General features: G+C 66.9%; 22 protein-coding genes. 12 read left to right on the top strand and 10 right to left on the bottom strand.

The window, feature by feature from the left end; all coding sequences use genetic code 11:
• Positions 1–28: 28 nt before the first annotated feature.
• Genes gluQRS through ASE67_RS13935 form a run of 6 tightly spaced genes read left to right on the top strand, consistent with a single transcriptional unit; the run spans position 29 to position 4,810 of the window.
• A complete protein-coding gene (gluQRS, locus tag ASE67_RS13960; protein WP_055762957.1) occupies positions 29–928 on the top strand; it encodes a tRNA glutamyl-Q(34) synthetase GluQRS in 900 nt (299 codons plus the stop codon).
• A 9-nt stretch (positions 929–937) separates the two neighbouring features.
• A complete protein-coding gene (locus ASE67_RS13955; RefSeq protein WP_055762543.1) occupies positions 938–1,165 on the top strand; it encodes a twin transmembrane helix small protein in 228 nt (75 codons plus the stop codon).
• A gap of 7 nt (positions 1,166–1,172) precedes the next feature.
• A complete protein-coding gene (locus ASE67_RS13950; RefSeq protein ID WP_055762540.1) occupies positions 1,173–1,739 on the top strand; it encodes a cob(I)yrinic acid a,c-diamide adenosyltransferase in 567 nt (188 codons plus the stop codon).
• A 13-nt stretch (positions 1,740–1,752) separates the two neighbouring features.
• The gene (gene egtB, locus ASE67_RS13945; RefSeq protein ID WP_055762537.1) at positions 1,753–3,009 is read left to right on the top strand and encodes an ergothioneine biosynthesis protein EgtB; all 1,257 of its coding nucleotides are present in this window, start codon (positions 1,753–1,755) and stop codon (positions 3,007–3,009) included.
• Entirely contained in the window at positions 3,009–3,983 is a 975-nt protein-coding gene (gene egtD / locus ASE67_RS13940) for an L-histidine N(alpha)-methyltransferase (RefSeq protein ID WP_156347761.1), read from the top strand. Before egtB ends, egtD begins: the two co-directional genes overlap by 1 nt.
• Positions 3,980–4,810, top strand: coding sequence for an endonuclease/exonuclease/phosphatase family protein (locus ASE67_RS13935; RefSeq protein ID WP_055762534.1), 831 nt, complete (start codon positions 3,980–3,982; stop codon positions 4,808–4,810). Before egtD ends, ASE67_RS13935 begins: the two co-directional genes overlap by 4 nt.
• 102 nt (positions 4,811–4,912) lie before the next feature.
• Here ASE67_RS13935 and ASE67_RS13930 read toward each other — a convergent pair whose 3' ends face one another.
• The gene (locus tag ASE67_RS13930; RefSeq protein WP_156348620.1) at positions 4,913–5,977 is read right to left on the bottom strand and encodes a DUF1176 domain-containing protein; all 1,065 of its coding nucleotides are present in this window, start codon (positions 5,975–5,977) and stop codon (positions 4,913–4,915) included.
• A gap of 89 nt (positions 5,978–6,066) precedes the next feature.
• On the opposite strand from ASE67_RS13930, the gene ASE67_RS13925 reads away from it, so the two are divergent.
• The 3 genes from ASE67_RS13925 to ASE67_RS13915 all read left to right on the top strand — a co-directional run bounded on the left by ASE67_RS13925 (position 6,067) and on the right by ASE67_RS13915 (position 7,616).
• On the top strand, positions 6,067–6,936 hold the full coding sequence (locus tag ASE67_RS13925) for a 3-hydroxyacyl-CoA dehydrogenase NAD-binding domain-containing protein (protein ID WP_055762529.1): 870 nt from the start codon (positions 6,067–6,069) through the stop codon (positions 6,934–6,936).
• A gap of 66 nt (positions 6,937–7,002) precedes the next feature.
• On the top strand, positions 7,003–7,419 hold the full coding sequence (locus ASE67_RS13920) for a hypothetical protein (RefSeq protein ID WP_055762526.1): 417 nt from the start codon (positions 7,003–7,005) through the stop codon (positions 7,417–7,419).
• Positions 7,416–7,616, top strand: coding sequence for a helix-turn-helix transcriptional regulator (locus ASE67_RS13915; RefSeq protein WP_055762523.1), 201 nt, complete (start codon positions 7,416–7,418; stop codon positions 7,614–7,616). Before ASE67_RS13920 ends, ASE67_RS13915 begins: the two co-directional genes overlap by 4 nt.
• Positions 7,617–7,799: 183 nt before the next feature.
• Here the strand turns inward: ASE67_RS13915 and ASE67_RS13910 are convergent, their stop codons facing one another.
• The 3 genes from ASE67_RS13910 to ASE67_RS13900 form a co-directional block, all read right to left on the bottom strand.
• Positions 7,800–8,102, bottom strand: coding sequence for a YggT family protein (locus ASE67_RS13910; protein ID WP_055762520.1), 303 nt, complete (start codon positions 8,100–8,102; stop codon positions 7,800–7,802).
• A 61-nt stretch (positions 8,103–8,163) separates the two neighbouring features.
• Positions 8,164–9,060, bottom strand: a complete 897-nt coding sequence (gene argB, locus ASE67_RS13905; protein ID WP_055762517.1) for an acetylglutamate kinase — start codon at positions 9,058–9,060, stop codon at positions 8,164–8,166.
• Positions 9,061–9,103: 43 nt separating this feature from the next.
• Positions 9,104–9,760: a queuosine precursor transporter gene (locus tag ASE67_RS13900; RefSeq protein ID WP_055762514.1), complete on the bottom strand. Its 657-nt coding sequence runs from the start codon at positions 9,758–9,760 to the stop codon at positions 9,104–9,106.
• Between the two features lie 131 nt (positions 9,761–9,891).
• Between ASE67_RS13900 and ASE67_RS13895 the strand changes: the two genes are divergently transcribed.
• Positions 9,892–11,154 carry a NupC/NupG family nucleoside CNT transporter gene (locus tag ASE67_RS13895; RefSeq protein ID WP_055762512.1) on the top strand — a complete coding sequence of 421 codons (1,263 nt, stop codon included), beginning with the start codon at positions 9,892–9,894 and terminating at the stop codon, positions 11,152–11,154.
• 109 nt (positions 11,155–11,263) lie between these two features.
• Entirely contained in the window at positions 11,264–11,671 is a 408-nt protein-coding gene (locus tag ASE67_RS13890; RefSeq protein WP_055762508.1) for an Hpt domain-containing protein, read from the top strand.
• A 45-nt stretch (positions 11,672–11,716) separates the two neighbouring features.
• Here ASE67_RS13890 and bfr read toward each other — a convergent pair whose 3' ends face one another.
• The 4 genes from bfr to purL form a co-directional block, all read right to left on the bottom strand.
• Positions 11,717–12,205 carry a bacterioferritin gene (gene bfr / locus ASE67_RS13885; protein ID WP_055762504.1) on the bottom strand — a complete coding sequence of 163 codons (489 nt, stop codon included), beginning with the start codon at positions 12,203–12,205 and terminating at the stop codon, positions 11,717–11,719.
• 103 nt (positions 12,206–12,308) lie between these two features.
• Positions 12,309–12,479: a (2Fe-2S)-binding protein gene (locus tag ASE67_RS17815; RefSeq protein WP_082443370.1), complete on the bottom strand. Its 171-nt coding sequence runs from the start codon at positions 12,477–12,479 to the stop codon at positions 12,309–12,311.
• Positions 12,480–12,539: 60 nt separating this feature from the next.
• A complete protein-coding gene (locus tag ASE67_RS13880; RefSeq protein WP_055762501.1) occupies positions 12,540–13,799 on the bottom strand; it encodes a DUF418 domain-containing protein in 1,260 nt (419 codons plus the stop codon).
• Between the two features lie 41 nt (positions 13,800–13,840).
• Positions 13,841–16,063: a phosphoribosylformylglycinamidine synthase subunit PurL gene (gene purL, locus ASE67_RS13875; protein WP_055762498.1), complete on the bottom strand. Its 2,223-nt coding sequence runs from the start codon at positions 16,061–16,063 to the stop codon at positions 13,841–13,843.
• Positions 16,064–16,305: 242 nt separating this feature from the next.
• Here purL and ASE67_RS13870 point away from each other — a divergent pair, with 242 nt between their 5' ends.
• A complete protein-coding gene (locus ASE67_RS13870) occupies positions 16,306–16,545 on the top strand; it encodes a hypothetical protein (RefSeq protein WP_055762496.1) in 240 nt (79 codons plus the stop codon).
• 45 nt (positions 16,546–16,590) lie between these two features.
• On the opposite strand, the gene ASE67_RS13865 is transcribed toward ASE67_RS13870, so the two are convergent.
• The gene (locus ASE67_RS13865; RefSeq protein WP_156348619.1) at positions 16,591–16,848 is read right to left on the bottom strand and encodes a hypothetical protein; all 258 of its coding nucleotides are present in this window, start codon (positions 16,846–16,848) and stop codon (positions 16,591–16,593) included.
• A gap of 40 nt (positions 16,849–16,888) precedes the next feature.
• Positions 16,889–18,472, bottom strand: a complete 1,584-nt coding sequence (locus ASE67_RS13860; protein WP_055762489.1) for a phospholipase D-like domain-containing protein — start codon at positions 18,470–18,472, stop codon at positions 16,889–16,891.
• Positions 18,473–18,770 lie beyond the last annotated feature (298 nt).

Below are 18,770 nucleotides of genomic sequence, written 5' to 3'. Positions count from 1 at the left end.
CGATATGATCGGCAACGATGACGCGGACATGACAGCACGGCGCGATACCCAAAGTCAAACCGGCGCGGTCGTCACCCGTTTCGCGCCCAGCCCGACGGGTGCGCTGCACGCGGGGCACGCGGTGGCGGCGATCGCGGCGCATGATCGGGCGCGGGCAGGGGGCGGGCGATTCCTGCTGAGGATCGAGGATATCGACGGGGCACGCAGCCGACCCGAGCATGTCGCGGGCATCCTGGCCGACCTGCGCTGGCTGGGGCTGGATTGGGACGGGGAGGTCGTGTTCCAGTCGCAGCGGATGCCGCTATATGCCGCCGCGCTCGACCGGTTGCGCGCGGCCGGGCTGGTCTATCCCTGCTTCTGCACCCGCGCCGATATCGCCCGCGAACTCGCGGCGAGTGCGTCGGCGCCGCATGGCGTGGACGGTGCGGTCTATCCCGGCACCTGTCGGTCGATCCCGCCGGCGGTCGCGGCGGCACGGCTGGGTGCGCCGCATGCGTGGCGGATCGATATGGCACGCGCGGTGGCGCTGGCCGGGCCGCTGGTGTGGACCGATGAACTGGCGGGCACGGTGGCGGCCGATCCGCTGGCACAGGGCGATGTGGTGCTGGCGCGCAAGGATGCCGGGACCAGCTATCACCTGGCGGTGACCATCGACGATGCCGTGCAGGGGGTGACCCATGTCGTGCGCGGCATCGATCTGTTCACCGCGACCCATGTCCATCGGCTGTTGCAGGCGCTGCTCGACCTGCCCGTCCCGGTGTGGCGGCATCATCCGCTGCTGCTGGGGCCGGATGGGCAGCGGCTGGCCAAGCGCAACGGCGCGCCGACGCTGGCGGCGCTGCGGGACGGCGGCGTCGACGGGCGCGGGTTCGCCGATGATCTGCGGAGCGGACGACTGCCCATTGGCTTTATGCTGGCGAAGGCTTAGCTTCGACGAATGAACACTTTCCTGGTCCTGTTGCTGATCGCGGCGATGATCGCGGTCGTCGTCGCGCTGGTGCGCGGCATCGTGTCGTTCCTTGCGCAGGGCAGCGCGGAGGTGCGCGGCGAGGGGCCGAGCGAACACGCCATCAAATCGAACAAGATGATGCAGGCGCGCGTGCTGTTCCAGGCGATCGCGATCCTGATCGTCGTCCTGCTGCTGTTCCTCGCCGGGCGGACCTGATCGTTTCATGGTCAAGCTGACGAAAATCTATACCCGCACCGGGGACGGCGGGACCACCGGGCTGGTCGACGGATCGCGCGTGGCGAAGGACGCCGCCGTGATGCAAGCGATCGGCGATGTGGACGAGGCCAATTCGGCGCTGGGCGTCGCGATCGCCGCGCTGGGCGACCATCCCGATGCCGCGACGCTGCTGACGATCCAGAACGACCTGTTCGACCTGGGTGCCGATCTGGCCACCCCGCCCGCCATCGACGGCGCGCTGCGCATCGTGGCCGAACAGGTGACCGCGCTGGAAAATGCGATCGACCGGGCCAATGCCGGCCTGTCGCCGCTCACCAGCTTCATCCTGCCCGGCGGTTCGGCGGCGGCCGCCGCGTTGCATCTGGCGCGCGCGATCGTACGGCGGGCGGAGCGGTCGGCGGTGGCGGCGTCGCACGACGCGGCGCTCAACCCGCATCTGCTTGGCTATTTGAACCGGCTGTCGGATTTTCTGTTCGTTTTTGCGCGACTTGTGAACCAAAGCGCCGGCGGAGACGTTCTGTGGGTACCGGGCGGAGCACGCCCGGCACCCTAGGGGAGCTACGAGCATGCGAGCGACACCGGCCGACCGGCCATACCATCCGCTCGCCCGTCGCTATCACGCCGTTCGATCGCTGACCGACGCGCTGGCCCAGCCGCTGTCGGATGCCGATGCCACCGTGCAGTCGATGGACGATGCGTCGCCGGCCAAATGGCATCTGGCGCATACGACCTGGTTCTTCGAAACCTTTGTCCTGCGCGACCATGTGCCGGGCTATGCGCTCCACGACGAACGCTTTCCGTTCCTGTTCAACAGCTATTACGAGGCCGAAGGGCGCCGCCATGCGCGCGGCCGGCGGGGGATGATCACCCGCCCCAGCCTCGACGAAGTGCGGGCCTATCGCGCGGCGGTGGATGCGGCGCTGCTGTCCGCGCTGCCGACGCTTTCTGCCGATGCGCAGGCACTGGTCGCGCTGGGCTGCAACCACGAAGAGCAGCATCAGGAACTGCTGCTGACCGACATCCTCCATCATTTCAGCGAGAACCCGCTGGAGCCGGCGATGTTCGCGCCCGAGCCGAAGCGCCCGGTCGCCGTGCCGCCGCCGACCGGCTGGATCGAACATGGCGGCGGCATCGTACAGGCCGGGCATGGCGGGCAGGGCTTCGCTTTCGATTGCGAGGGGCCGCGCCACGACGTGCTGCTTCACCCGCACGCCATCGCCGACCGCACCGTCACCAATGGCGAATGGGCCGCCTTCATCGCCGACGGCGGCTATCGCGACGCGCAGTTGTGGCTGGCCGATGGCTGGGCATGGGTGCAGGCGAACGGCATCCATGCGCCGCTTTATTGGGAGCGGGACGGCGAGGCATGGACCCGCTTCGGCCTCGACGGACGCCGCGCGATCGATCCGGCCGCGCCGGTGACGCATGTCAGCTTCTTCGAGGCGGACGCCTATGCCAGCTGGGCCGGCGCGCGCCTGCCGACCGAGTTCGAATGGGAAGCCGCCGCCGCTTCCCACGACCCGGCGGGTGGCAACCAGCTGGACCATGCCCATGCGGTCGAACCGCGCCCGTCCGCCGGCGGGCCGGCGTTCTTCGGCGATGTGTGGCAATGGACCGGCAGCGCGTACCGCCCCTATCCGGGTTTCCGCACCGCAGACGGCGCGGTCGGCGAATATAATGGCAAGTTCATGAGCGGCCAGTTCGTGCTGCGTGGGAGCTCCTGCGCCACGCCGCGCGGCCATGCGCGTGCCTGCTACCGCAATTTCTTTTACCCCCACCAGCGCTGGCAATTCACCGGCGTCCGCCTTGCGAAGGATCTGTGATGCTGCTGAGCGATGATGTGCCGATGGCGACCCGTGCCGATCCTGCGTTTCGCGCCGATGTCCTGGCCGGGCTGTCGCTCCCGCAAAAGGCGATTCCGGCGCGCTGGTTCTATGACCGCAAGGGATCGGAGCTGTTCGAGGACATCACCGCGCTCCCCGAATATTATCCGACCCGCGCCGAAACCGCGATCCTGAAGACGATCTGCCCCGAACTGGTCGGCGCGGTCGGCGAAGGTGTGGCGGTGGTCGAGTTCGGATCGGGATCGTCGGTCAAGACGCCGATCCTGCTCAACTGCATCGAACCCGCCGCCTATGTCCCGATCGACATTTCGGGCGAGTTCCTGCGGTCGTCGTCGGCGGTGCTGGCTGCGCAATTCCCCGGACTGCCGGTGCTGCCGGTCGAAGCGGACTTCATGCATCCGGTGCCGCTGCCGGCCGAAGTTGCCGACCTGCCCAAGCTCGGCTTCTTCCCCGGATCGACCATCGGCAACATGGAGCCGCTGGCCGCCGGCACGCTGCTGCGCGCGATGCGCGACTGGCTGGGCGAGGGGGCGATGCTGCTGATCGGGATCGACCGGATCAAGGATGAGGGCACGCTGGTCGCCGCCTATGACGATGCGGCGGGCGTGACGGCGGCGTTCAACCTGAACCTGCTCGACCGGATCAACCGCGAGCTGGCCGGGACGGTGCCGGTCGATGCCTTTGTGCACGAAGCGCGCTGGAACGACGATGCCGCGCGGATCGAGATGCACCTGCGCGCCACCCGCGACGTGGAATTCTCGGTCGATGGACGGTCGTTCGCGCTGCACGACGGCGAGACGATCCATACCGAGAACAGCCACAAATATGGCGACCGCGATGCACGGCTGTTGTTGCGCAGCGGCGGGTGGACCCCGTTGCAGCAATGGTGCGGTGGCGATGGTGCGTTCTGCGTGATCCTTGCCGAAGCGCGAAAGATGCCGATCGCGCCGTGATCCGGTTCCTGCTGACGATCGCGGCGTTGGCGGCGGCGGTGCCGGCGCTGGCCCGCGACCTGACCGTCATGAGCCTCAACATCCGCCTGCCCGCCGAGGGTGACGGCGCGAACCGTTGGGAATTGCGCCGTGATTTGACCGCCGCGACGATCCGACGCGCGGCCCCGGACGTGATCGGGACGCAGGAATTGTTCCGCGCCCAGGGCGACGATCTGGTTGCGCACCTGCCGCGCTATCGCTGGATCGGCGTCGGGCGCAGCGGCACCGGGCGGGCCGGGGACGAGCATATGGGCGTCTTCTACCGTGCCGATCGGTTGCGGGTGGAGCGCTGGGGCAATTTCTGGCTGTCGGATACACCGGCGGTGCCGGGCAGCATCAGCTGGGGCCATCCCTATCCGCGCATGGTCACCTGGGCCGTTTTTCGTGAGCGCGACGGCAAGCGGTTCGCGCTGTTCAACACGCACCTGCCCTATCGCGCGGAGGATGAGGCGGCGCGCGAAAAGGGCGCGGCGCTGCTGGCCGCCCGGATACCGGGGATCGCGGGCAACCTGCCGGTCGTGCTGACCGGCGATTTCAACGCCGTGCCCGACAGCCCGACCCATCGCCGGCTGGCGCAGGATCTGACCGATGCGTGGACCGCGACCGATCGGCGCAGCGGGCCGGCGGCGACGTTCCACGGCTTTACCGGCAAGCCCGACCGGCGGATCGACTGGATTTTCGTGAGGGGCTTTGCGCCGGTGCGGGTGACGACGATCGATACGCGGCGGGGGGATGTGTTTCCGTCGGACCATTATCCGGTGGTCGCGGTACTGCGGCGCGCGCGATAAAACCCTGCCTCACCCCGGACTTGATCCGGGGTCCCGCTTTTGGTCGACCGTCGAAGAAGAAGAAGCGGGACCACGGCGCAAGGCCGGGGTGACGGAAGCAACTTAGCGGATCACCCGCGCCGTCCACGTCCGGATGAAGTCGGGATTGCCGCGACATTCGTCCATCACCCGCTGCTCGACCAGGCGGAAGCGTGTGCCGTCCCACGCATAGCGCTGCGTCACGCCGCAATCGCCCAAGCCCCGCCCCTTGGCGAAGGTGTCGAGAATGCCGTCCTCGAACGTCGCGTTATAGACCAGATCGCCATCGGAATCCCCCGCGACCGGCGTGTCGAACGATGCCGGCACCGCCGCGCCCCGCTCGATCACGAACAGCGCGGACAGGATATTATACGCCCCTTCGGCACAGGGCACGATCGCCAGCGTGCGCGGGCCGTCCAGCGTCTTGGTCGTGACGTCGGGCAGGTCGCCGCCGTCGCATTCGGCCTGTTTGCGCATGCTGGTGATGAGCAGCGGGTCGAGCAACGCCGCCTCGCCCCGGATCGTCGCGGCGCGCACGACCGGGACCGGCGGGGCGGGGCGGGTGTCGGGGCTGGTGCCGCGCGCCACGATCGCGCCGGTGGTGCCGACGCGCCCCTGCCGGTCGTCGATCCAGCGCAGCGCCGCCGACGCACCGGGCAGCGACAGGGGCGCGACGCGCTGCCCCTTGGCATCGATCAGGGTCAGCGTCTTGCCCGCCGCCAGCTTTGCGGCGAGCGCCATCGCGGGTGCGTCGGTCAGCGTAATGGCGTCATCCTGTTGCGTGCCGCCACGCGCGACCGCTTCGCCATCGATCTGTGCGGTCAGCGGCAGGGCGATCGTCTCCTGGCTGCGCAGCCGGATCGCGACCGGGGCATCGGGGCCGGCGGCGCGCTCGATCGACACGGTAAGGGCGGGGGCGTCGCCGTCCTCCGGCATCAGCGATCCCGCCTGGCACGTCCCGCCATTATCGCATCCGGCGGCCCAGTTGCCGAATTTTGTGAGCGGCAGCGGGCGGGGCGGGGTCGCCGTGTCGGTGGTGGCGGTGGGCGAGGGCGTCGGCGATGCGCTGGGCCGGGGCGCGGGCGGCTCCGAGCCGCCGTTGCAGGCGAGGAGCGTCAGCGGCAGGGCGAGGGGCAGGATACGGCGCATGCGCGTGCGATACCGGCATGCACCCATGATCGAAAGTCGCTATTGCCGCGTTCGAGCCGGGAAACGGCAGTTTATCGAGAGGACGAACGATGAAGACGATTGGCGTGATCGGCGCAGGCCAGATGGGGGCGGGCATCGCACAGGTGTCGGCACAGGCCGGCTATGCCGTGCTGCTGTCCGACGTGTCGGTCGACCGCGCACAGGGCGGCAAGGACGGCATCGCGAAACAACTGGCGCGGGCGGTATCGAAGGAAAAGATCACGCAGGGCGATGCCGATGCGGCGTTGGCGCGGATCACGCCGGTCGGCGACCTGGCGGCGATGGCCCCGTGCGACCTGGTGATCGAGGCGGCGACCGAACGGGAAGCGATCAAGCGCCAGATCTTCGAAACCGTCGGCAAGGCGCTGTCCGACACCGCGATCCTCGCCAGCAACACCTCGTCGATCCCGATCACGCGGCTGGCGCAGGCGGCACCCGATCCGGCACGCTTCATGGGGGTGCATTTCTTCAACCCGGTGCCGGTGATGGGCCTGATCGAACTGATCCGCGGCCTTGCCACCAGCGACGCGACGGTCGCGGCGGTCGAGGCGTTCGGCCAGAGCCTGAACAAGCGGATCGTCCATGCCAATGACGCGCCGGGCTTCATCGTCAACCGCGTGCTGATGCCGATGCTGAACGAGGCATGCTTCGCGCTGGGCGAGGGCGTGGCGACCATCCCCGATATCGATGCGGCGTGCACGCTGGGGCTGAATCATCCGATGGGGCCGTTCACGCTGGCCGATTTCATCGGACTGGACACCTGTCTGGAGATCACCCGCGTCCTGTTCGAAGGGACCGGCGACCCCAAGTTTCGCCCCGCCCCGCTGCTGGTCAAATATGTTGAGGCCGGCTGGTATGGGCGCAAGGTCAAGCGCGGTTTCTACGATTATACGGGCGCGGAGCCGGTACCGACGCGGTAAAGGACGCTTGACGTAAAGCGAGCTTGTCATGTAAAGCGTCCTTCACAAACTGTGGAGGACGCTGACATGGACCGACGCAATATGGCGCAACGACGTTACCTGCAGCGGTTCATGCCGCTCATGGTTTCCTATGCCGTGATCCTGATCGGGGTCAGCGCGGCGCAACGCCACGGGTCGATCGGCGGCGCGACGTTGGGGCTGATGTCGGTGCTGCCCGCGATTCCGCTGGTCGGCGTCATCGTCGTGATGGGCATGTATCTGCGCGAGGAGCGCGACGAGTTCATCCGCAACCGGCTGGTGATGGCGATGCTCGGCGGGACCGGGTTGCTGCTCGCCGCGACGACGATCTGGGGGTTTCTGGAAAATAACGGCGTGGTCGGGCATCCGCCGACGTTCCTCGTATTCCCCTTCTGGTGCGGGGCGATGGGGATCAGCCAGTGTGCGATGGCGCTCCACGCCCGGCTGACGAACCCGGCCGAATGAACAACCACCTGAAAAACCTGCGCGCCGAGCGGGGCTGGTCGCAGCAGCATCTGGCCGAGCGGTTGGAGGTGTCGCGCCAGAGCGTCAACGCGATCGAAACCGGCCGCTACGACCCGTCGCTGCCGCTCGCTTTTCGCATCGCCGAGCTGTTCGAGCTGGCGATTGAGGATGTGTTCGTCAGCCCGACCAAGGCTTAGGGTTCGATCGGTACTTCGTTCACCGGATACAGCACGACCGGTCCATCCCAATCGTCACTCTCGCGCAGGCGGGAGTCCATATGCGCCAGCCGTGCCGATTCAGCCGAGATGGCGGCGGCTATGGATTCTCGCCTTCGCGGGAATGACGAAACTCAGCAGGTATCGCTGCGCGTCGACCAAACCTTAGATGAACGTCGCGACCGTCGCGCGATAGATCGCCGGCAGGATGATGCCCTGCAGGATGCCGATCAGCACCAGCACCACGAACGGCGCGAAATCCAGCGCGCCGAAATCGGGCAGGATGCGCCGGATCGGGCGATAGACCGGCTCGGTCACGGTCATCAGCCCGCGATAGAGCGAGCGGATGAAGTCGTTATGGGTGTTGATGACGTTGAACGCGATCAGGATCGACAGGATCGCCTGGGCGACGATGATCCACCACAGGACGTTCAGCAGCACCTGGATAATATCGAGCAGGACGTTCAACGCATCAGCCTTTCGTGCAACAGGCAGCGACTATAGGGATGCTGCCGCCCCCGTCCAACCCTCAGGCGTGGACGAGCGTGCCTGCGCCCTGTTCGGTAAAGATTTCGAGCAGCATGGCGTGCGGCACCCGCCCGTCGAGGATGACCGCCGCGTCGACGCCCTGCGCGACCGCCGCCACGCAGGTCTCGACCTTCGGGATCATGCCGCCCTTGATCGTGCCGTCGGCCTTCAACTCGGCGATGCGCGTGGCGTCGAGGTCGGTCAGCAGCTCGCCGGTCTTGTCGAGCACGCCTGCGACATCGGTCAGCAGGAAGAAGCGCGACGCGCCCATCGCGCCGGCGATCGACCCGGCCATGGTGTCGGCGTTGATGTTGTAGGTTTCGCCATCCGCGCCCAGCGCGACCGGGGCGACCACGGGAATGAAGCCGTCGCGCGCCAGGCTGTGCAGGATCGTCGGATCGACCGCGACCGGCGTGCCGACGAAGCCCAGGTCGACATGGCGTTCGATCCCCTGCGCCCGGTCGGGTTCGCTGCGCCCGACCTTTTCGGCGGTGACGAGGCGCGCGTCCTTGCCCGAAATGCCGACTGCCTTGCCGCCGGCCGCCGCGATCCACGCGACGATTTCCTTGTTGATCTTGCCCGCCAGCACCATCTCGGCAACCTCGGCCGTTGCGGCGTCGGTGACGCGCAGGCCATCGACGAAACGCGATTCGACGCCCAGGCGCTTCAGCATCGCGCCGATCTGCGGCCCGCCGCCATGGACGACGACGGGGTTGATCCCGACCTGCTTCAGCAGCACGACATCCTCGGCGAAATCGCGCGCCAGCTCGGGATCGCCCATCGCGTGCCCGCCATATTTCACCACGAAGGTGCGACCGGCATAGCGTTGCAGATAGGGCAGCGCCTCGGTCAGCGTTTCCGCCTTGGCGAGCATCTTCGGATCGGGAGCGTTGGTCATGGCCGCGCTTTAGCGCCGGAGGGGCGGCATGGGTAGTATGCTGTTACCTGCCCCGATCCAGTCGCCGCCCCAGCCCGACGAACGCATAGATGAGCGGCGGGACCAGCACGATCGACAGGATGACCTTGGTCAGCATCTGCCCGACCACCAGCTGCCCGATCGGAAACACGCCGTAAAAGGCGACCGTCACGAAGATCAGCGTATCGACGATCTGCGACAGCACGCTGGCGATGGCGGCGCGCAGCCACAGCAGCTTGCCCGATCCGCGTTTCAGCCAGCCGAAGATCGTGACGTTAAGCGTCTGCGATACGCCATAGGCGATGATCCCCGCGCCCCAGATGCGCCATGTCGCGCCAAGGATGACCTGAATGGCATCGCGGTTCACCGGCAGCATGTCGGCGGATGCCGGAAGCGCCCAGACAATCCACGACAGGACCATCGACGTGATAAGCGGCACGAAGCCGAACCACACCAGATGCTTGGCCCGCTGCGGCCCATAGAGTTCGGCGATGGCGCTTGACACCACGACCAGCAGCAGGAAGGCGAAGATGCCCGCCTCCACCGCCAGCGGGCCGATCGCCACCTGCTTGTTGCCCAGCACGCCGGCGATGCAGACCATGCCGCCATAGAAGATCGAGAAGATGAACAGCGCGCGGGGAATGGTGATCGTCGCGGGCGCAGGCGGTGCGGGTGTCGTCATGGCCCTTGCTAGTCCCGAAAATCCGCAATGGCAAAAGCGTTTGTCGCCGCTGGCGTCACGGGCGGCGGCATGGCATGTCACGACGGTTTGGGCCGTCCGGGGCGGGCGGCGGGGCAGGGTAAGCGTTCAACATGACTCGTTTTCTGGTCGGCATCGCCGGCATCATCGTGATTCTGGGGATTGCCGTCGCATTGTCGACCAACCGCCGCGCCATCCGGCTGCGCGTCGTCGGCGCGGCGTTTGCGCTGCAGGTCGGGATCGCGGTGCTGGTGCTCTATACACCATGGGGCAAGGGCGTGCTGGGGTTCCTGTCGGGCGGTGTCGCCAACCTGCTGGCCTATGCCAATGCCGGCACCTCGTTCCTGTTCGGGCCGCTCGCCCGGCCGGACATCGGCGGACAGAGCTTCGCCATCGCCGCGCTGCCGGTCATCATCTTCTTCGCGTCGCTGGTGTCGATCCTCTATTATCTGGGGATCATGCAGCTGGTCGTGCGCTGGATCGGCGGCGGCATCGAAAAGGTGATCGGCGTCAGCAAGGTCGAGTCGCTGTGCGCCGCCGCCAACATCTTCGTCGGGCAGAGCGAATCGCCGCTGGTCATCCGTCCCTATCTTGCCGGCCTCACGCCGGCGCAGCTGTTCACGGTGATGACCAGCGGCATGGCGGGCGTCGCGGGGACGATCCTCGCGGCCTATGCGTCGATGGGCATCCGCATCGATTTCCTGCTGGCGGCCAGCTTCATGGCGGCGCCGGGCGGCATCCTGATGGCCAAGATCATCATGCCCGATACGCCCGAACCGCCGGCGGGCGAACTGCCGCTGGGCGACGACCGCGAGGCGGAGGCGATCGCGCTGGCCGAGGCGACGCATGACGAGGAACGCCCGGCGAACCTCATCATGGCGGCGGCGCAGGGCGCGCAGACCGGCGTCAAGCTGGCGGTGGCGGTCGGCGCGATGGTGCTGGCGTTCGTCGCGCTGGTGGCGCTGGCCAACGGGCTGCTCGGCGGGATCGGCAACTGGTTCGGGGTTGCCGACCTCAGCTTCCAGCGGCTGCTCGGCTATGTCTTTGCCCCCGTCATGTACCTGCTGAACGTGCCGTGGAACGAGGCGGGAATCGCCGGCGGGCTGTTCGGGCAGAAGGTCGTGCTGAACGAATTCGTCGCGTACATCTCGCTCGGCGAAGCCGGCGCGCAGCTGTCGACGCGGACGATCGCGATCATCACCTTCGCGCTGTGCGGCTTCGCCAATTTCTCGTCGATCGCGATCCAGATGGCGGTGACCGGTAGCCTCGCGCCCAACCAGCGGCCGATGATCGCGAAGCTCGGCATCCGTGCGCTGATCGCCGGCAGCCTGGCGAACCTGATGTCGGCGGCGCTGGCCGGACTGCTGCTCAGCTGAAATCGTCGCCTCCGACTGCCCTTATAAACATCTTGTTTACGGCGCGGGCGATAGGGTCGGAGGTACGGCGCCAGACGCGGCGTGACGCAGCAGGACGGGGGCGGCTGGAATGAACGATGGATTGATCGATCAGCGCGTGCTGGCCGCGGCACGGGTTGAACTTGGCGGGAATTTCGTCCGCATTCTCGGATATTTCAAGGAAGACGGCATCAAGTCGGTGCGGGGGATCGAGGCGGCGATGCGCGATCAGAACGCGGCGACGATGGTGCTGCCCGCACACACGCTGAAGGGCGAATCGCGCCAGTTCGGCGCGGAGACGCTGGCCGATCTCGCCGAGGGGATCGAGGTGATCGCCCGCAAATGCGTCGAAACCCGCGATGTGCCGACCGAGGCGCTGGAGCATGTCGCCCGGCTGCGCCCGACGTTCGAAGCGACGCTGGCCATGCTCGACCGCGATACCAATCCGCTGGCCGTTCGTCGCCCGACCGGCTTTGGAAAGCGTCCGGTCGCGTTGTGATGTCGGGTGCCACCGGCCGCACGGTGCGGCCGGTGGCGGTCGGGATCAGCCGTGCTTATCGAGCTCGGCGACCGAATTGAGCTGGATGTAGTTCTGGATGCCCATCCGCTCGATCATCTCGAACTGGGTTTCGAGCGTGTCGACATGCTCTTCCTCGTTCGACAGGATTTCGGCGAACAGGTCGCGGCTGACGAAATCGCGGATGCTCTCGCAATAGGCGACCGCTTCGCGCAGCTGGGCCACCGCCTCGACCTCGATCGCGAGATCGGCCTTCAACACTTCCTCGACCGTTTCGCCGACGCGCAGGCGGCCGAGCAGCTGGAAGTTGGGCAGGCCGTCGAGGAACAGGATGCGTTCCGCCAGACGGTCGGCATGCTTCATTTCGTCGATCGATTCATGACGCTCGAACTGGGCGAGCTTGTAGACGCCCCAATGGTCGAGCAGGCGGTAGTGCAACCAATATTGGTTGACCGCCGTCAGCTCGTTCTTCAGCGATTCGTTGAGAAATTCGATGACCTTGGCGTCGCCCTTCACGTCGTTCGTCCTTATCGTGGAGATGGACGGCTCTTACGCAGTTTGGCGATGTAACGACAGCGGAAAAGTGGCGGATTTCTGCGGGTTTCGAAACCTGCGAACGCTATGCAGCCGCGCGCTCCGCATCGATAATGGCTCGCGCGAACGGCACGCACTGCCCGCATTTCGCCTGGCAGCCCAGCGCCCGGTACGCCTGGCAGGCGCTGCTCGCACCGCCCCGCGCGGCTTCGCGTACGTCGCGTTCCCGGATGGCATTACAAACGCATACGACCATGTGTCTCGCCCTCGCTCTGACGAGGCAAGCTATAGTGGTAATGACACTCGTTCGCAAGAACTATTGCGGGTGATTCGCAGCTGCTGGAGTCAGCGGCGCCTTGCGAAGCGGTTGCAATTCCCACCGGGCAAGCGAGCGCCACAGCCATTCGAACGGGCCATAGCGATAGCGCCCGAGCCACGGTTGCGACCACAGCAGCATCAGCACGCCCATCGCCAGCACCGGCCCGTAGAGCGTGGCGCGCGGCCACCGGGCGAACTGGCCGAACCCCCAGCCATAGAAGACGAGGCACATGGCGAACGTGGTCAGGAGGTAGTTGCTGAGCGCCATCTGTCCGACCGCCGCAAAGCGCCGCGCGATCGCGCCGCCATGCCCGGCCAGCAGCAGGATCGCGGCGGCATAGGCCGGGATCATGACCGCGCGCAGTGGTGGCGTCAGCGCGAACGGGCCGATCAGGACGGTGCCGGCATCGATCCCCCGCGCGATCATCCATGCGGTCAACGCGGCATAGCCCGCGCCGCCGATCGCGATGCCGAGGATCGCCCAGCGGCGCAGGCGTGCGGCAGACCATGCGCCGGTCAGCATGCCGCTGCGCAGGGCGGCCATGCCCCACAGCATATAGCCGAGCGTCTCGAACCCGATGAAGAAGACGTTGTAGAGCGTCGTCGCGACCTCCGCGCCATTATGCCGCAGGATGCCGGCATAGCCGCCGCGAAACAGCGCGATTTCCTGCGCCAGCACCGCCGGGGCAGGGATGCCGAAGCCGTTGTCGAAGTCACGCAGGCCCTGTGCGGCGGCAGGCGTGCCGGCGGCCTGCATCGCGAGATAGGACACGGCGATCATGCCGAGGAACAGCCACGTCACCGCCGCACAGCCGCAGCCGAACGCGATCAGGCGGCGCGGGCCATGGTGGCGGAAGCCGTACGCGACCGATCCGACCAGCGCGTAATGCATCAGGATGTCGCCCGACCACAGCAGCGTGGCATGGGCCAGCCCCAGCACGAACAGCCAGCCCATCCGCCGATAATGCACCGCTGCCGGGTCCGCGCCCGCCGCTTCGGCCCGATCGACCACCAGCAGCAGCGATGCCCCGAACAGGAACGAGAACAGCCCGCGCATCTTGCCGTCGAACGCGACCATCGTCGCGAAATAGGCCCACAGGTCCACCGGACCCTGCATCCCCCATGCATAGGGGTTGAGCCGCGCGGTATCGGGCAGCGCGAAGCTGAGGATGTTGACGAACAGGATACCGATCACTGCCACCCCGCGCACCACGTCCAGCGTGACGATGCGGTCGGCGGCAGGGCGGGGGTCGGTCATGGCAAACCCCTGCCCGATCGCGCGGGCAGGGGGAAGCGGTCTCAGGCGAGTGCCGCGTCGGCGTCCATCAGTGCGGGGAAGAAGCCTTCGTGCGCGGTGCGCAGGTCGGCCAGCGACACGGCGAAGTCGCCGTCGTTCAGTTCGAAGATGATCCGGCTGCCGATGGTGCGGCCGATCGGTTCGGCATCGACCCCGGCCTTTTCCGCGCCCTGCAGGAATTCGAGCAGCGCATGGTCGTGGACGGTGACGATGTAGACGCCCTGATCCTCGGCAAAGAGCGAGCGGGCGATATCGTCGAACGGCAGCTTGCGATCGAGGATCGCGCCGACATTCCCGGCCAGCGCCATTTCGGCCACGGTCACCGCGACGCCGCCGTCTGACACATCGTGGCAGGCGGTGATCTTGCCCGACAGGATCGCCTGGCGGATGTAGCCGCCGGTGCTGCGTTCGGCGTCGAGATCGACCGGCGGCGGCGGGCCTTCCTCGCGGCCATGCAGTTCGCGCAGCCACAGCGATTGCCCGAGCGACCCGGTGCGGTCGCCGACGCGCAGGATGATGTCGCCGGTCTGCTTGAACGCGATCGTCGCCGACTTCTGCCAATCGGCCAGCAGGCCTACGCCGCCGATCGCCGGGGTCGGCAGGATCGCCGAGCCGCCGCCGGTCGCCTTCGATTCATTGTAGAGCGACACGTTGCCCGACACGATCGGGAAGTCGAGCGCGCGGCACGCCTCGCTCATCCCCTCCAGGCAGCCGACGATCTGGCCCATAATCTCGGGGCGCTGCGGATTGGCGAAGTTCAGGCAGTTGGTGACCGCCAGCGGCGTCGCGCCGACCGCGGTCAGGTTGCGATACGCCTCGGCGATCGCCTGTTTCCCGCCCTCGACCGGATCGGCGAAGCAATAGCGCGGGGTGCAGTCGGTGGTCATCGCCAGCGCCTTCTGCGTCCCATGGACGCGCACGACCGCCGCATCGCCGCCGGGGCGCTGCACGGTGTCGGCGCCGACCATGTGGTCGTACTGCTCCCAGATCCACCGGCGCGACGCGATGTCGGGCGACCCCATCAGCGTCAGCAGATCGGCGGCCGGATTGGCGCAGGTCGGCACATTGGTCAGCTCGGCGGGCTTGGGCGTCGGGACATGCGGCCGATCATAGAGCGGCGCGTCGTCGGCCAGCGGGGCGAGCGGAATGTCGGCGACGACATCGCCCTGCCACTTCAGCACCATGCGGCCGGTATCGGTGACATGGCCGATGACCGCGAAGTCCAGTTCCCATTTGTCGAAAATCGCCTTGGCGAAGTCTTCGCGGCCGGGCTTCAGCACCATGAGCATCCGCTCCTGGCTTTCCGACAGCATCATCTCGTACGGGGTCATGCCACGTTCGCGCTGCGGCACGTCGTCCATCACCAGTTCGATGCCCACGCCGCCCTTCGACGCCATTTCGACCGAGGAGGAGGTGAGGCCCGCCGCACCCATGTCCTGGATCGCGACGATCGCGTCGGAGGCCATGAGTTCGAGGCACGCCTCGATCAGCAGCTTTTCGGTGAAGGGGTCGCCGACCTGCACGGTCGGTCGCTTTTCCTCGGCATCCTCGCCGAAATCGGCCGAGGCCATGGTCGCGCCATGGATGCCGTCGCGGCCGGTCTTCGACCCGACATAGACGATCGGATTGCCGATGCCCGACGCGGCCGAATAGAAGATCTTGTCGGTGTCGGCGATGCCGACCGTCATCGCGTTGACGAGGATGTTGCCGTCATAGGCCGGGTGGAAATTCACCTCGCCGCCCACGGTCGGCACACCGACGCAGTTGCCATAGCCGCCGATGCCATGGACCACGCCCGCGATCAGGTGGCGCATCTTCGGATGATCGGGCCGGCCGAAGCGCAGCGCGTTCAGGTTGGCGATCGGCCGCGCGCCCATGGTAAACACATCGCGCAGGATGCCGCCGACGCCCGTCGCCGCGCCCTGATAGGGTTCGATGTACGACGGGTGGTTGTGGCTCTCCATCTTGAAGATCGCTGCCTGCCCGTCACCGATATCGATCACGCCGGCATTCTCGCCCGGACCGCAGATGACCTGGCGGCCGGTGGTCGGCAGCTTCTTCAGGTGGATGCGGCTGGATTTATAGCTGCAATGCTCGGACCACATGACCGAGAAGATGCCGAGCTCGGTCAGGTTGGGTTCGCGTCCCATCGCGTGCAGGACGCGCTCATATTCCTCAGGGGACAGGCCGTGCTCGGCGACGATCTCGGGCGTGATCTGGGTCATGGGCGTGCCTCTAGCGCGCAGCCGCGCACGGTGCCAGCCGGTTTGTTCGTCCCTGTACTGTAACAGTGCAGCAATGTTGCGTTGCAAAATGGGTACAGTCACGGAACAAATATGCCCGAAAGTGTTTATAACGCTTCGGAATTACCCCCTCGCGTGGGAACCGTTCGGCACGCTGGGCGTCGGTGATCCGCATCGCCGAACTCGGCGTAGCATGGCATCATGCCGAGCAAGGGAGAATCTGAATGGTTTCGAAGTTTCTGACGGCGATCGCCGCGACCACGCTGGCCGCTGCTCCGGTCGCCGCCAATGCCGCACAGAACGCGTCGGCGCTGTCGGTTGCCAAGTCGGTGCGCGCGACTGCCCCGACCAAGGGTGGCCAGAAGCTGGCCGGCGGCGGCATCGTGTTCGCGCTGCTCGCAGCGGCGATCGTTGCCGGTGGCGTCATCATCGCCGTCGACGACAACAACTCGGACAGCAACTAAGTCCGGTTGCGGGGCGGGGGCCGGTGCCGGTCCCCGCTTCGGTTTTCAGGCCGGTTCGCTGGCCGTTGCCGTGTCCGGTCGACCTGCCCGGCGCTTGACCATATCGCTGGCGAACACGCCGGCTATCGACACCAGCCATGCCAGATCGATGTCGGCCCGCAAGGCACCGGATAACCATCGCCACGCCATGACCGAAACCAGGATCATCGCGGCAACGCCGATGGCCTGCCGCAAGTGTCCGGCGATCCGATAGCGCGGCGGGAGCAGGCCGAGGCCGATACCGCTCCAGATCAGCGCTGCCATCGCCCACATCATCGGACATATCCCCCGATCATTTGAGCGGTCAGCCTTCCCGCTTCTTCCACGCATTCCACAGCATCATGCCGATCAGCGTGCCGCCGGCCACGGTGCCGCCGACCGCGACCGCCGTCATCACCGGCGACAAGGTGTCGTCGGCGCGGTGGAGATGGGGGCGATGCTTCCGGAGCTTCTTGAGCAGCGGCGTGCGCTGTGCCAGCCCTTCGAACATCTCGCCTGGACCTTCGGGATCGAGGATCTTGTTGTCGGCCAGCCATTCGGTGACGGCGTTCAGGTCGGGGATTTCATAGGGGCGTAGCGAGCGGCCGTCGCCGCGCAGTTCCTCGATCGTGGCGATCAGCGATCCGGTGCGTTCCAGTGTTGCTTCGATCGTCTTGCAATCGACGTTCAGATGCTCGGCGAGCAAGGAGTCGCGAATGCCGGCGATGGTGCGGCGTTCGTCGGCATTGGCGTGGCGGGTGGCGTCGACGGTCACGTCGCATTCGGTGTCGAGCCGCAGCGAGCGATTGTTGAAGTTGGACGAACCGACGCGCAGCAGCTGGTCGTCGATCACCGTCACCTTGGCATGGACATAGATCGGGGACCCACCGGCGGTGAACGGGTGGTAGAGGCGCAGCCGGTCGTGGCGGTCGCGTTCCTTCAGCGCCTGGAACAGCCGGGCGCGGGCCGAATCCATCGCCACCGGTTCCAGCCAGCCTTCGGCAGTGGTCGGGTTGACGATGACGATCTCCGGCCCGTCGGCCTCGTCCAGCCGCTTGGCGATCGCCTCGGCGACCTTGCGCGAGGCGAAATACTGGCTCTCGGCATAGAAGAAGCGTTCGGCACGGGCGATCAGGTCGAGATAGAGCGTCTCGATCTCATGCACCGGTTCCTGGTCGGCCATTTCCGGAATGGTGCGGGCGATGGCGACGTCGATATCGGTGAAGTCCGCCTCCAGCCCGGTCGGCCAGCAGCCGCCGGCGCCAGTCGGCGCGGGCAGGGTGTCGCCGCCGGAAATCGCCCAGCGCTGGCGGCACATGTCGCCAAGGGCAGCGGCGACCGGCCCTTCCAGTGCGGTGGTGACGTCGTGCCATGGCTGGTAGGGCGTGCCGTCCGGCTCGACCCGGCGGGGATCGTCGTCGAGATGCTCGCGCGTGTCCCAGCGGTCGACGGTCATGTCGATCCCGCCGCAGAACGCCACGTCGTCGTCGATCACCACGACCTTTTGATGATGCGACCCGGCGACCGGGTGATGGGCGTCGAGCCGCATATGCACCTGCGGATCGGCGATCCACTTGGCGATGCGCACCAGGGTGCGGCCGTGGAACAGCGTCTTGATGGCGCCGGTGTCCCAGCGCAGGATATGGACCTGCAGTCCCGGCGTACGACGGACCAGCCAGCTGATGAATTCGCCAACCTTGTCCGGGCCTTCGCTGTCGGCATCGGTCTTGAAACGGATGCGCGCGTCGAAATCCCAGCCGATGAGCAGGATCTGCTTCTTCGCCTTCAGCATCGCGTCGCGGGCATGGGTGAAATAATTGTCGGCATCGACCAGCACGGTCGCGCGCGTGGCACGCTCCATCCGCCAGCAGTTGCGACCCGGTTCGAGCGGAGGGGTGTGACGCGCCATGCGGCTGCAATGACAGGCTATCGTTGCAGTTCCAAGCGATTGCGGTGGGTTGGCCGGGATTGTCGGGGCCAAAGTTCACAAAGTTCACACTCGTGCGCGGTTGGTGGCGCTGGTGCGGGGGTGGCGTTTGCGGCGGTGGGGCGGGTGGACTATGGGAAAGAGCGCGAGCGCGAGGCTGGCAGGATCGGGGCGTGTAGGAAAGGGTTGGCCCGGCTTCCTGGCGTCGTCCCAGCGCAGCCGGGGACCCATGGACGCAGCGGTCGCACCTTTAGCCGAAACGTCGGCGGTTATGGATTCC

It is taken from the genome of Sphingomonas sp. Leaf23 (assembly GCF_001421585.1).
Taxonomy (GTDB): Bacteria; Pseudomonadota; Alphaproteobacteria; order Sphingomonadales; family Sphingomonadaceae; genus Sphingomonas.
This window is presented reverse-complemented; position numbering and strand designations above follow the sequence as displayed.